The sequence below is a fragment of the Hyphomonas oceanitis genome (genome assembly GCF_036964545.1).
Taxonomy (GTDB): domain Bacteria; phylum Pseudomonadota; class Alphaproteobacteria; order Caulobacterales; family Hyphomonadaceae; genus Hyphomonas; species Hyphomonas oceanitis.
The window spans coordinates 260,648-274,427 of the sequence record NZ_JBALTL010000003.1 but is presented as its reverse complement, the minus strand read 5'-3'; the positions used below and the strand labels follow the sequence as shown (position 1 = coordinate 274,427).

Here is a 13,780-nt window from a genome sequence, read left to right as displayed (position 1 = left end):
TGGCTTGACCAATCCCCCTCTCAGCGCCGATTGATGAAGGCATGAGTTGGGAAAAATCGATCGAGGAACTCCGTCGGCGTGAGCGCCTGTCGGAAAAGATGGGCGGCGAAGAGCCGGTCGAACGCCAGCGCGGGCGCGGCAAGCTGACAGTGCGCGAGCGCGTCGCTTTCCTCGTCGACCCCGGCAGCTTCCACGAAGTGGGCAAGATCGCGGGCAAGGCCACCTATGGCCCTGACGACGAACTGGAGGCCTTCACGCCGTCCACGTCGGTCACGGGCCGCGCCAGGTTGAATGGCGATCCCGCCGTCATCCTCGCCGACGATTTCACCGTGCGCGGCGGCGCCTCCGATGCCGCGATCTGGCAGAAGATGGTCCAGTCCATCAAGATGGCGACCGAATATCGCATGCCCCTCGTCCAGATGATCGATGGCACGGGCGGCGGCGGCTCGGTCAAAAGCCTCGAGAAAGACCCGCGCACCTACATCCCGGAAACACCCGGCTGGAACGAGATCGTCCACGGCATGACGCAGGTGCCCTTCGTCTCGCTCGCCCTCGGCCCCTGCGCGGGCATGGGCGCGGGCCGCGTCGCCGCCAGCCATTTCTCGGTCATGGTCAAGGAACTCTCCCAGGTCTTCGTCGCCGGCCCGCCCGTCGCCATCGCGCTTGGCGAGAACGTCACCAAGGAAGAACTTGGCGGCTGGAAGATCCAGGGCCAGAACGGCACGGTCGACAATGTGGTCGACACGGAGGCTGACGCCTTCGAGGCCGCGCGCCGCTTCCTCTCCTACCTGCCACCTTCCGTGCACGACCTTCCGGAGCGCACACCTCCGCGTGACGACCCGAAGCGCAAGGAAGACTTTCTCCTTTCCATCGTCCCCACCGACGGCAAGACCCCGTACAAGCCGCGCAAGATCATCGAAGCCACCGTCGACCGTCACAGCTTCTTCGAGATCGGCCATGACTGGGGCCGGGGCATGGTCTGCGGCCTCGCCCGCATCGACGGCCACTCGGTCGGCATTCTCGCGGGCGATCCTTTCTTCCTTGATGGGGCATGGACCGCGGATGTCTGCGACAAGGTCACCCGCCACATGGACCTATGCTCCATGTTCCACCTGCCAGTCATTCACTTCGTCGACTGCCCGGGCTTTGCCGTGGGCGTGAAAGCCGAGACCGCTGGCGTCACCCGCGCCGGTGTGCGCGCGATGACCGCCATCTATCAGGCCAGCGTGCCCGTCTGCTCCGTCGTCATCCGCAAGGCCTATGGCCTCGCCGGCTCCGCCATGATGAACCAGTCAAAAACCAAGTGGCGCTATTGCTGGCCAAGCGGCGACTGGGGCAGCCTGCCCATGGCGGGCGGCATTGAGGCGGCCTTCCGCAAGGAACTTGCCGAAGCCGAAAACCCGGACGAATTGAAAGCCGCGCTCTACAAGAAGTTTGAAGCCATCCGCTCGCCCTTCCGCACTGCCGAGAGCTTCCTCGCCGAAGAAATCATCGACCCGCGCGACACCCGCCCGCTCCTCGTCGACTTCATCCACCACGCCGTCCGCATCATGGAACCCGGCGAATACAGGCACGGCTACCGGCCCTAGCCTCTCACCTCCCAAATGGAGAGGGGTTAAGTGGTTCACGGCCGTCAACCCCTCTCCCCTTGGGAGAGGAGGGGCCCGCGCCCGCAGGGCGTGGGAGGTGAGGGCCTCTATCCAACCCCAATCGACCCCGGCGTATAATCAACGCCGATGCCAGACTTCAGCCTCTTCCGCCCCATGCAGGGCCTGCCTTGGTACCTCGTACCCATCTGGCCGCTGATCTTCCTGCGTATCCAGCGCCTGCGCGCGTGGTTCCGGGCCAATGGCGGCCCCGGCTCACAAATGCTTTGGGCTGTTACAAACCATGGCCGCGTCGACGTGGTCTTCCTGTCGGACGACATGTCCGTGCATCGTTCGGGCAGTTTCCGGGCTCCGGTATCGCCTCGGCTCGCCCGCGCGCTCGCCGGCGAAACCATAGCCCCGTGTCCCCTGCGCAGGCAGGGGCGGCGAATCCCAGCCCGTCACACGCCTGCACCCCGGCTTTCGCTGGGGATACGGCCCTTTATGGAGAAACTGGGCCCAATCCCGGACACCTGACCCGGAATCCCTCCTCAGAAAACTCAAAACACACCCCAAGCGCCCTCGCAGGCGTCGCAGGCGCACCAGCCCTAACGCTCCGGCGTCTCCCAGTCCGCAGGCGGCACATTCCGGCGCCTCAACCGCAGCGCCAGCCCCACCGAAACGCCCACCCCGATCGCAATCGTCAGGTCCGTCACCACAGTCAGGGCTAAAGTGAGCAACAATAATAACCGGTCCGCCATCGGTGCTGAGAGGTAAGATTTCCATTTGTGCGGCTCGCTCATGTTCCAGGCCGTCAGGATCAGAAGGCCCGCCAAAGCCGGCATGGCGAGATAACCCGCCAGCGGCGCGGCCACCATCATGGCAATCAGGATTGTCGCCGCATGCACAATCCCCGCGACCGGCGTCTTGCCCCCGGCGCGCACATTTGTCGCCGTCCGGGCAATCGCGCCTGTCGCGGGCAGCCCGCCAAACAGCGACGAGCCCATATTCGCAAACCCCTGCGCCAGCACCTCGGCATTCGGCCTGTGATGCCCGCCGCTCATCCGGTCGGCCACCATGGCTGACAGCAGAGACTCAACGCCCGCGAGGAAAGCTATCACGAAAGCCGACGGCAGCAATTCGACAATGCGGTCCACAGAAAAGTCCGGCATCGCAGGCATCGGCAGGAAGCGTGGCAAGTCGCCAAAGCGCGACTGGATCGTGTCGACCGGCAACACCATCAGCGCCGCCACGGTTGAGGTGATCGCCACAGCAACGATCAGCCCCGGCGCCTTCGGCGCCAATTTACGGAACCCGACAATCATCACCATGGTCCCCAGCCCAATGCCGAGCGCCGCCAGCCCCAGCGTTCCCCGCGCCTCCCAGAGAGCCGGCACCTTCTCAAGGAAGTCTGCCGGCAACGCTTCCATCGACAGGCCCAGCAGGTCTTTCACCTGGCTCGTCGCAATGATGATCGCAATACCAATCGTGAAACCATTCACCACGGCTTCGGGCACATAGCTGATCAGGTTACCCACTTTCAGCAGCCCGGCCACAACAAGAATGACACCCGCCATGAAGGTCGCAATCACCAGTCCGTCATAGCCATGCTGGGCGATCACGCCGAACACGACGACAATAAAGGCCCCCGTCGGTCCGCCAATCTGGACCCGGCTTCCGCCCAGCAGCGAGATCATGAAACCGCCCACAATCGCCGTGACAATGCCTTTGGCCGGGTCAGCGCCCGAGGCAATGGCAATCGCAAGGCTGAGCGGCAGGGCAACCATGGCCACGGTAAAGCCCGCCATAAGATCCGCCCAGAAGAGCGGCCAGGAATAGGTTTTCAACGTGGTGAGAATTTTCGGTTTCATGGACGCCAGCAAATCAGGTTCATGAACCGCGTTATCATATCACCTCCCATATGTATCACGCGCCGATGTCTCACCCGCCTGAAGCCGCGCACAATTGGAGCCTCATATTGCCTTTATTCGGGTTTCATGATGGCTGTGACCGATCTGTGGAGGGACAAAGACAATGAAGACACATACCAGCCTGCTAGCCATAGCCGCCATCGCGCTCGCCGCCTGCGGTGGCCAGGGCAGCGCCGACCGAAGCGCCATGGCGCCGCCACCGCCAGCTCCAACAGCCATGATGAGCCAGCAAAACTATGAAGCCGCCCCGATGGAAGAAGCCGCAGGCGGCGGCACCCCGGTCGACGCCGCCGTGCAGCAATATATCGCCTATTCCCACTCCCTCGGCCTGCGCCTGCCGATCGCCTCCATCGAGCCCGTCATGCAGGGCCATATCGCCGCCTGCAACAAGGCCGGGCCGGACAAGTGTATCGTCACCAATTCCTACCTGAACGCCTGGTCGGAAGACGAATCCTCCGGCTCACTGAACCTGCGCGCCACGCCGGACTGGATCGAGACCTTTCTGAACGGAGTCGAGGCTGAAGCCGATGCGGCCAAGGGCGATGTCACAACCCGCCAGACAACGGCGGAAGACCTGACCGTCACCATCATCGACACCAATGCCCGCCTGCATGCCCAGGAAGCCCTGCAGAAGCGGATCGAGGACCTGCTGGAAAACCGCCCCGGCGACCTCGGCGAACTGCTCGACACCGAACGCGAACTCGCCCGCGTGAATGGCGAGATCGACTCGCTGAAGTCATCCATGAAGGCGCTGATGCAGCGCGTGAACATGAGCCAGCTCGCGGTCAGCTACGAGACCAAGCGCAACCCGGTTTCCAGCAGCGCCCTCAGCCCGCTCGGTGATGCGTTCGGCGGCTTCTTTTACAACCTGTCCAGCGCGCTCGCCGCCGTGATCACGGCTTTTGCCGTCGGCTTGCCATGGCTGATCCTTATCGGCGTGTTCCTGTGGCTCTGGCTGAAACTGATCTGGCCGCGCATCCGCCGCAAGAAGTCCTGACAAACAGACCGGGCCTCATCCTGAGCAAGCGCACAGAATGAGGCCCGGTCGATTTTGCATCAGGCTTTTTCGGCCACTTTCTTCTTTGCCTTGGGCTTGTCCTTTGGCAGCAGGAGGTGCGCAATCTCCTTCGGCACGACCATCAGGATCTGCCCAAGCGAAGCTTCCCATTCCGAAAGCAGCTCAATGGCCCGCACAGAGCCTGTGCGGTCAGCATGCTCCTGGATCAGGGCATGGCATTGCTCGATATGCTCGGTCGGCATGTCAGCGAGCGGATACCAGTCGATGGAGTCCGGGTTGGCGACACGCTCGAACCGGTTTTCCGGATCCCAGATAAAGGCCGCACCGCCGGTCATGCCCGCGCCGAAATTGTCACCCACAGGCCCGAGGATCGCCGCGCGGCCACCGGTCATGTATTCGCAGCCATTCGCTCCGCAGCCTTCAACCACCGTCCTGGCGCCCGAGTTACGAACGGCAAACCGCACGCCTGCCGTGCCGGCCGCGAATAGTTTGCCCGCCGTGGCGCCATAGAGGCAGGTATTGCCGACGATCGCATCGCCCGAAGCCGAGCGCCGCTCGCGCGGTTTCGGCGCAACAACAATCGTCGCCCCTGAAAGACCCTTGCCGACATAGTCATTGGAATCCCCGATGACTTCCAGCAGCAGACCCTGCACGGCGAATGCGCCGAGCGACTGACCGGCCGATCCCTCAAGCCGGATATGAAGGCGGCCTTCCGGCAGCGCGCTCATGCCGAACTTGCGGGTGATCGCAGAACTGGACCGCGCGCCGATGGCCCGCATCGTGTTCTGGACATTATATTCCAGCTGCATCTTCTCGCCGCGCTCGAAGAACGGCTCGGCGTCCCGCAGGATCTGCACGTCGAGCGAATCCGGCACTTCCTCGCGACGGGTCGGCTGGTAGACAACCGGATGATCGGTATCGACCTGAACGAGGAGCGGGTTGAGATCGAGGTCATCAAGATGTGACGCGCCGCGGCTAACCTGAACGAGCAGGTCCGTCCGACCGATCGCCTCGTCGAGCGACTTCAGGCCGAGCGAGGCGAGCACTTCACGTACGTCTTCTGCGATAAAGCTCATCAGGTTGACGACCTTCTCCGGCGAACCTGTGAAGTGCGCACGAAGCGCCTCGTCCTGAACGCACACGCCGACTGGGCAGGTGTTGGAATGGCACTGACGCACCATGATACAGCCCATGGCCACAAGGCTGGCCGTGCCGATGCCATACTCTTCAGCGCCGAGCATTGCCGCGATGACGATATCGCGCCCGGTCCGCAGGCCACCATCAGTCCGCAAAGTAACCTTGTCGCGCAGATTGTTGAGCGACAGAATCTGGTGCGCTTCAGCAAGCCCGAGTTCCCAAGGCAGGCCAGCATATTTGATCGAGGTCTGCGGGCTCGCGCCCGTCCCGCCGACACCGCCGGCAATCAGGATGATGTCCGCCTTGGCCTTGGCCACACCGGCCGCAACCGTGCCAACGCCCGACTGGGCGACAAGCTTCACAGCAACCCGGCAATCCGGGTTGATCTGCTTGAGGTCATAGATCAGCTGCGCCAGATCCTCGATAGAATAGATGTCATGGTGCGGCGGCGGCGAGATCAGCATCACGCCCGGCGTCGCATGGCGCAGCTTGGCAATGAATTCCGTCACCTTGAAACCCGGCAGCTGCCCGCCCTCGCCGGGCTTGGCGCCCTGAGCAATTTTGATTTCGATCTCGCGGCATTGGTTGAGGTATTCCGCCGTCACGCCGAAGCGCCCGGAGGCAATCTGCTTCACGGCCGAGTTCATGTTGTCGCCATTCGGCAGCGGCCGATAGCGCGCACGATCCTCGCCGCCCTCACCGGAAACCGACTTCGCACCAATCCGGTTCATGGCGATGTTCAGTGTACCATGCGCTTCAGGGCTCAGCGCCCCGAGCGACATACCCGGCGTGACAAAGCGTTTACGAATCTCGTTGATCGACTGGACCTGCGATAGCGGCACAGCTTCGCCGGCTGCCTTGAAGTCCAGCAAGTCACGCAGCTGGATAGGGTCGCGTGCATGCACCGCTTCGACATATTTACGATAGATGGAGTAGTCACCGCGATTACAGGCAGCCTGCAGCGTATGGATCAGGTTGCCGTCCAGCGCATGTGGCTCTTCCTTCGCGCGCAGGCGATAGAAACCACCCACGGGCAGAGACACCACATCCTCGTCGAACGCGGCTTCATGGCGCGCGAGCGCATTCTCTTCGAGGCCGGCAAGGCCAAGCCCTGAAATGCGGCTGTTCATGCCGGGGAAATAGTCTGCGACAAGCGCGCGCGACAGGCCGAGGGCCTCGAAATTATAGCCGCCGCGATAGGACGAAATCACCGAGATGCCCATCTTGGAAATGATCTTCAGAAGACCCGCCTCGATGGCTTCCTTATAGTTCTTGACGCATTCGTTGAGCGGCATGTCATCAAACAGGCCGCGCGCATGACGATCTGCAATGGCGTCCTGCGCGAGATAGGCATTTACGCATGTAGCGCCGACGCCGACGAGCACAGCGAAATAGTGCGTATCGAGACATTCCGCCGAGCGCACAGTGATCGAGCAGAAGGTGCGCAGACCTTGCGCGACAAGGTGCGAGTGCACTGCGCCTGTCGCAAGGATCATCGGTATCGCGATCTTGCTGGCTGACTGGTACTGGTCCGTCAGGACGATATGCTCGCGGCCTTCGCGAACGGCTTCTTCAGCCTCGCGGCGGATGCGGCTAAGCGCGTCCTTGAGCGCCGCTCCATCGGAAGAAGCATCTGCTTCGTCAAACGTACAGTCGATCTCCGCCATGCCAACGCCGAGCCGGTCGATCAGGCGTTCATACATGCCCGTAGTCAGAACCGGACTCTCAAGCACGAAAACTTCCTGCTGCGACTTGTCCGTGTCCAGCACGTTGCCGAGGTTCTTGAATCGGGTCTTGAGGCTCATCACACGCGCTTCACGCAGCGGGTCAACCGGCGGGTTTGTCACCTGGCTGAAATTCTGCCGGAAGAAATGGCTCATCGGCCGGTAGGAGAAGGAGAGGACGGCAGGTGCCGTATCGTCGCCCATCGACCCGAGCGCCTCCTTGGCAGACTCGGCCATGGGGGAGAGGATCAGCTCCAACGTCTCAAGCGAATAGCCGGCCGCCGTCTGGCGACGCAGAAGCTCTTCCTTGCTGTACAGTTTCGGCTCCGGTCCCGGCCCGATTTCTGGCTCAAGCTCCGTCACGCTGGAAAGCCATTCTTCATACGGGTTTTGTGCCGCGAGGAAGTCGATCAGCTCACGGTGCTCGTAGAACTTGCCCGTCTTGAGGTCGGCCGCGATCATGCCGCCGGCCGGGATAGACCCGCGACGCGCCACTTCATGGTCGCCCAGAGGACACATGCCTGCTTCCGAACCGACAGCGAGAATCCCGTCCGTGGTCAGCGCATAGCGGAGCGGACGAAGGCCATTGCGATCAAGGCCCGCAATCGCCCAGCGACCATCATAGGCCGCGATGCCGGCCGGGCCGTCCCACGGCTCCATCACCGAGTTGCAATAGTCATAAAGGGCGCGGTGTGCCGTCGGCATCACCGAGTCCCGCTTCGACCAGGCTTCCGGAATCAGCATTGCCTTGGCCATCGGCGCAGCGCGACCGGACTTGCAGAGCAATTCGAACACGGAATCCAGCGCGCCGGAATCAGACGAGCCATCCGGGATCACAGGCTTCACGTCGTCGACGTAATCGCCGAAATCTTCCGAGACCATGCGAATCTCGTGGCTCTTCATCCAGTTCTTGTTACCGCGCAGCGTGTTGATCTCGCCATTGTGCGCGATCATGCGGAAAGGCTGGGCGAGCGCCCATTGCGGGAATGTATTGGTCGAATAGCGCTGGTGATAGATCGCGAAGTTCGAAACGAAGCGCGGGTCGCGCAGGTCGAGATAGAAATTGTCGATGTCCTGCGCGAGGAACATGCCCTTGTAGATCAGCGAGGCATGGCTGAGCGAACAGACATAGAAGCCGGGAATGGCCATTTCGCGCGCGCGGCGCTCGATACGGCGGCGGCAGATATAGAGGGCGCGCTCAAGATCTTCCGGCGTACGACCCTGCGCATCGCGGAACATGATCTGTTCGATGGCGGGACGTGTGTCCTTGGCCTTCTGGCCGATAACGGACACGTCGACCGGAGGCTGTCGCCAGCCATATATATAGAAACCGAAATGGAGCACTTCGGTTTCGACGATTGTGCGCGCTGCTTCCTGCGCCGCAAAGTCCGTGCGCGGCAGGAAAATCTGCCCGACGCATATCGGGTCATCCGTTGGCGTGTGGCCGGTGCGCGTCACATGCTCGCGGAAAAAGTCCTGCGGCACGGCCACGCGGATGCCAGCCCCATCGCCCGTCTTGCCGTCAGCGTCCACAGCGCCCCGGTGCCAGACGTTCTTGAGCGCCATGATGCCCATTTCGACAATCTCGCGGCGCGGCTTGCCATCGAGGGCCGCGACAAGGCCAACGCCGCAGGCGTCATGCTCGTCGGCCGGATCGTAGGCATTCCCGTCGATCAGTTTCTGGCGGTTCGCTTCGTACTGTTTCACATAATCTGACATGCCGTCTTACTCCGCCGCCACTTTCGCGGCCTTCTCGGCCGCCTTCATTGCCTTGTGCATTGCCTCGGCCGCATCGCGTCCGTCCTTGATGGCCCAGACGACGAGCGACGCACCGCGAACGATATCCCCCGCCGCATAGACGCCCGAGAGGCTCGTCTCCATGGTCGCATAATCGACGCGAACAGCGCCCCAGCGATTCACGGTGAGCGCAGGCTCGCCGAAAAGAACGGGCAGGTCTTCCGGGTCAAAGCCCAGCGCCTTGATTACCATGTCCGCTTTCACGTCCATCGTCTCACCGGTCTTGACCGGGCTCTGGCGGCCGGACGCATCCGCCTCGCCAAGCTTCATCTTTGCGGCGCGCACCGCTTTCACCTTGCCGGCCTTGGTGTCGAGAATGGCTTCGGGCGATGCCAGCCACTCGAATACAACGCCCTCTTCTTCGGCATTGGCGACTTCGCGCTGGCTGCCCGGCATGTTGGCCCGGTCACGCCGATAAAGACAGGTCACCGACTTGGCGCCTTGACGGATCGCCGTACGCACACAGTCCATCGCCGTGTCGCCGCCGCCGATCACGACAACGCGTTTGCCATCAGCGTTCAACGTGCCGTCATCAAATTCTGCGACAGCGTCGCCGAAGCTCTTGCGATTGGAAGCCGTCAGATAGTCCAGCGCCGCATAGACGCCGCTGGCGCCAACGCCCGGGCATTTCAGATCCTTAGCCTGGTAGACGCCCGTCGCAATCAGAAGCGTGTCATGGGTCTTGCGCAATTCCTGCAGGGTCACGTCCTGACCGACGCGCGTGTTGAACTTGAACGCAATGCCGCTGTCTTCCAGATGCTTGATCCGGCGCGCAACGATGGGCTTCTCGAGCTTGAAGCCCGGAATACCGTAAACCAGCAGTCCGCCCCCACGATCATAGGCATCATATACAGTGACCTGGTAGCCCTTGCGGCGCAGCTGTTCAGCTGCCGCCAGACCGCCCGGTCCTGCGCCAATGATACCGGCCGATTGCGCCCGCTCGCGCGGCGGCGCAATGGGCTTCACCCAGCCTTTTTCCCAGGCCGTGTCCGTGATGAATTTTTCCACCGACCCGATTGTCACGGTGCCATGGCCCGATTGCTCAATCGTGCAGATGCCTTCGCAAAGACGATCCTGCGGACAGATGCGGCCGCATATTTCCGGCATGTTATTGGTCGCCGAAGACACTTCCCAGGCTTCTTCGAGGCGCCCCTCGGCGGACAATTTCAGCCAGTCGGGAATATTATTGGAGAGCGGGCAACCCTGCTGGCAGAAAGGCACACCGCATTGCGAACACCGCGCCGCCTGCGCACCAGCTGCCTTCAGGCTGAACTCCGAATAGATCTCGTCGAAGTCCGTCGCGCGCGCATCAGCGGCGCGCTTGGCCGGCATGGACCGCTCGACTTTTGTAAACTGCAGCATCTTCTCGGCCATGCAGACCTCCCACTAATCCGTCCGGTCATCTACAATGATGAGGACAGGCACCACAAGCAGGAATTCCATTATTACGTATCGTTATGATATTTTATGGCCGATTTCCAATTCAATGCGGCTCGTTTGCAGATCGCATTCTGACCTTTAAATATCGATATGATATATCTATCAAAAGGGTGCCGTTCTTAAAAAAACTGCGCTAGATGAGGAAAGCCATGCTGGCCGGTCCGGGGCCGCACCATGTGAAGAGGCCGTCATGTCCCTGCTCCAGCTCATCATTATCGCGACGCTACAAGGCTTCACGGAATGGCTGCCAATCTCTTCTTCGGCGCACGTCCTTCTGGCTTCAGGCTATTTTGGCCTGGAGGGCCATGACGAGCTGTTGATCAACGCCGTCTCCAATCTCGGCACACTCGCCGCCATGCTTCTCTATTTCCGCAAGGATGTCGCCAGCGCCATTGTTGGCGGGTTCGAACTTGTCGCGGCGCCCGTCACCCGCAAGCCGCTATCAAAAGGGGCCCGTCTTGCGCTTTGCATTATCGTGGCGACGCCTGTCGCGCTGGCCGTTGCTGCCGGATACGAGAAACTCCTTCCCGAAGATCTGCAGGCAACCCTGCGCGGCCCGGCGACCGTCGCTGGCGCCACCATCATATTCGGCGCCCTCCTATGGTGGGCGGATGTGAAAGGCGGCCGCGAGCGCAAGGAAGAGGACATGACACTTCTACACGCCTTCCTCATCGGCGCGACGCAGGCCGTCGCCGCGATCATCCCGGGCACCAGCCGCTCCGGCATCACCATGACCGCCGCTCGTGCGCTCGGCTATGAACGCTCCGAGGCGGCGCGATTTGCCATGCTCATCGGCGCGCCGATCCTGGCGGCTGCAGGACTCTACGGCGCACTCGGCCTGATGGGAGAGCCTGCTGGCGGCGTCGTAACGCTGCAGGACGGCATGATCGTCGCGGGTGTCGCCTTTATAACCGGCCTCGCTTCGATTGCCGCCCTCATGGCCATTCTCCAGCGCATGAGCTTCCTGCCCTTCGTGCTTTATCGCTTCGCGCTCGGCATTGCACTTATCCTCATGTCTCCAGCCATCGGACTGTTCTAGCAAACCCGGGATAAGGCGGCCGCCAGCAGCCGCCACCGCAACCTTTCGGCCTGGCGCGGATTAGTCACGCACCAGACACTTCCGGAAAGGAAACCCCATGAGACTCCATATTTATGCCCTTACAGCCATTGCTGCTCCGCTGGCCCTCGGCGCATGCGCCAATGCCGGACTCACCAATTCAGAAAAAGCCATGGCATCGGAAAGCACGGCCGAAGCGCCATACCTGAAGACCGAAGTCAACGAACTGAACAAGCTCACATCCATCTATATCGATGCGGCCGCGCTCTATAAGCAGGCTGCCGATATTCCGGACAAAAACAATGGCCTGAAAGAAATGCTGCTCGAGCTGCACGACTATCGCAATGGCGAGCGCGAAGTGATCCAGGATCGCGTCATCGCCCTCGGTGGCGACCCGGCAACGAAAGGTGAAGCGCTCGGCACCGGCCACCGCACATTCACCGCGCTTCGCACAGCGGTCGACAACGACTCCGAAGTTGCGATTGAGGAAGTGCTACGCGGCGAAGAATACATCCGCGACGAACTCGCCAAAACCGCCAAGACAGATCTGACGCCTGAATCAGCGGCGCTGATCAAGAAGCTTCAGGTGTCGGTGAATGCCGAGATCAAGAAACTTGAAGCGAAAGACAAGGCCATCTAGGCCAGCTTCCCTCACATTGCCGACAGAGGCCGCCCCTGCATAATGTATGTTGGGGCGGCTTTTTTTACATTCCGCGCAAGACAACACGCAGCCCAGTGGTGGATCCCCCTGCCGCGTGCCATCCCTCCTGCATCGTGCGTCCCCAGACGCGTGCGGAGGCCCCCATGTCGCGCATGAATACGGCACGCATAACGGCACCTATCGGGCTATTTTCGGGCATTTTTGTTCGGATTACATTCAGGTTAGACGCACTATGGCGCCGCCTGCTCAGGCGTCCGCGGGCTTGCTGAACTCGCCATAGGGCCGGAAGCGCCAGAGATAGGTCGGCGCAATCGATTCAACCGATTCAAGGTGCGTGAGACCGAGGTCCGCCGCCGTCAACGCGCCCTCCGCCACGACATTATCCGTCTTCAGCAATTCGACCTGATCGCCCGTGATCAACGGCTCGCCCAGCATTCCCCAAGAGAAAGGCGGGATGTAGCGCCAGACAGCCCCGGCAATATAGCCGAGCGGACGTGCGAGGAAGAAAGGCAGCGAAATCTTGAAACGGCGACGATCAACCAGTTTCAGGACAATGTCGTAGATCTCGTTGAACGTGTAGGCGCGTGGACCACCTAGCTCATACGTGTTCCCAGCGGCGCCTTCAGAATCAACCGCCAGCGCAATCGCTTCGGCGACGTCGCCAGCGTAGATGGGTTGAACCCGCGTCTTGCCGCCACCGATGGCAGGCAGCGCAGGCGAGAAGCGGGTCATCTGGGCAAACTTGTTGAGGAAGCCGTCTTCCGGACCAAACACGACAGACGGGCGAAGAATCGTGGCGGATGGCAGGGCTTCGCGAACCGCATCCTCAGCCTCAGCCTTGGTGCGCGCATAGTCTGACTTGGACTCTGCGTCTGCGCCGATGGCCGAGACCTGCACGAAAGTCCTGATGCCTTTTTCTGCGGCGACTTCAGCCAGCAGGGCCGCGCCATCGCGCTGCGCGGATTCAAAGCTCTGCGGCCCGCCTTCGAACAGGATGCCGACAAGGTTCACCACGGCGACAGCACCGTCCAGCGCGCGTTCGATCGAGGCTCTGTTGCGAATATTGGCCTGGCAAAGGTCGATCCAGCCGGGCGCGCCGGCAAGGCGCACATCCTGCGCCGTGTTCATATGGCGGCAGGCCACCCGGACCCGGTAGCCCTTTTCCACGAGCGTCCGCGCCGCATAACGCCCGATAAAGCCCGAGCCACCGAATACCGTCACCAAACCCTTGGTCATGTCACGCTTCTCATCTGCCGGCTGAGCCGGAATTGCCGTTGTCGCCTTTGACCATAGCCGCCCGGTCATGTCCATGCGGCAAGAACTCAATCCGGCACGTCCCGGCTGCTTGCACGCGCACCGGGCAAGAGACCCTTTCGTTTCGTCGAGAGTGGCACCAGCATCAGTCGCAGCGCGGCCTTTTTATCGCTTG

9 protein-coding genes are annotated in these 13,780 nt (G+C 61.7%); 5 read left to right on the top strand and 4 right to left on the bottom strand.

Annotation, left to right across the window (positions count from 1 at the left end; genetic code table 11):
* Positions 1-41 precede the first annotated feature (41 nt).
* Together V7651_RS10525 and V7651_RS10520 are read left to right on the top strand one after the other, a co-directional pair.
* The gene (locus V7651_RS10525) at positions 42-1,589 is read left to right on the top strand and encodes an acyl-CoA carboxylase subunit beta (protein WP_335590199.1); all 1,548 of its coding nucleotides are present in this window, start codon (positions 42-44) and stop codon (positions 1,587-1,589) included.
* 147 nt (positions 1,590-1,736) lie between these two features.
* Positions 1,737-2,123, top strand: a complete 387-nt coding sequence (locus V7651_RS10520) for a hypothetical protein (RefSeq protein ID WP_335590200.1) — start codon at positions 1,737-1,739, stop codon at positions 2,121-2,123.
* 71 nt (positions 2,124-2,194) lie between these two features.
* Here the strand turns inward: V7651_RS10520 and V7651_RS10515 are convergent, their stop codons facing one another.
* Entirely contained in the window at positions 2,195-3,457 is a 1,263-nt protein-coding gene (locus V7651_RS10515; protein ID WP_335590201.1) for a SulP family inorganic anion transporter, read from the bottom strand.
* Between the two features lie 247 nt (positions 3,458-3,704).
* Between V7651_RS10515 and V7651_RS10510 the strand changes: the two genes are divergently transcribed.
* A complete protein-coding gene (locus V7651_RS10510) occupies positions 3,705-4,514 on the top strand; it encodes a DUF4349 domain-containing protein (RefSeq protein ID WP_418887234.1) in 810 nt (269 codons plus the stop codon).
* 59 nt (positions 4,515-4,573) lie between these two features.
* Here the strand turns inward: V7651_RS10510 and gltB are convergent, their stop codons facing one another.
* Positions 4,574-9,115, bottom strand: coding sequence for a glutamate synthase large subunit (gene gltB, locus V7651_RS10505; protein WP_335613177.1), 4,542 nt, complete (start codon positions 9,113-9,115; stop codon positions 4,574-4,576).
* 6 nt (positions 9,116-9,121) lie between these two features.
* On the bottom strand, positions 9,122-10,567 hold the full coding sequence (locus V7651_RS10500) for an NAD(P)-dependent oxidoreductase (protein WP_335613176.1): 1,446 nt from the start codon (positions 10,565-10,567) through the stop codon (positions 9,122-9,124).
* 256 nt (positions 10,568-10,823) lie between these two features.
* Between V7651_RS10500 and V7651_RS10495 the strand changes: the two genes are divergently transcribed.
* Complete coding sequence (locus V7651_RS10495) at positions 10,824-11,672, top strand: undecaprenyl-diphosphate phosphatase (RefSeq protein WP_335590205.1); 849 nt, start codon at positions 10,824-10,826, stop codon at positions 11,670-11,672.
* 97 nt (positions 11,673-11,769) lie between these two features.
* The gene (locus tag V7651_RS10490; RefSeq protein ID WP_335590206.1) at positions 11,770-12,330 is read left to right on the top strand and encodes a PA2169 family four-helix-bundle protein; all 561 of its coding nucleotides are present in this window, start codon (positions 11,770-11,772) and stop codon (positions 12,328-12,330) included.
* Between the two features lie 267 nt (positions 12,331-12,597).
* Here V7651_RS10490 and V7651_RS10485 read toward each other — a convergent pair whose 3' ends face one another.
* The gene (locus V7651_RS10485) at positions 12,598-13,587 is read right to left on the bottom strand and encodes a complex I NDUFA9 subunit family protein (RefSeq protein WP_335613175.1); all 990 of its coding nucleotides are present in this window, start codon (positions 13,585-13,587) and stop codon (positions 12,598-12,600) included.
* Positions 13,588-13,780: the final 193 nt, after the last annotated feature.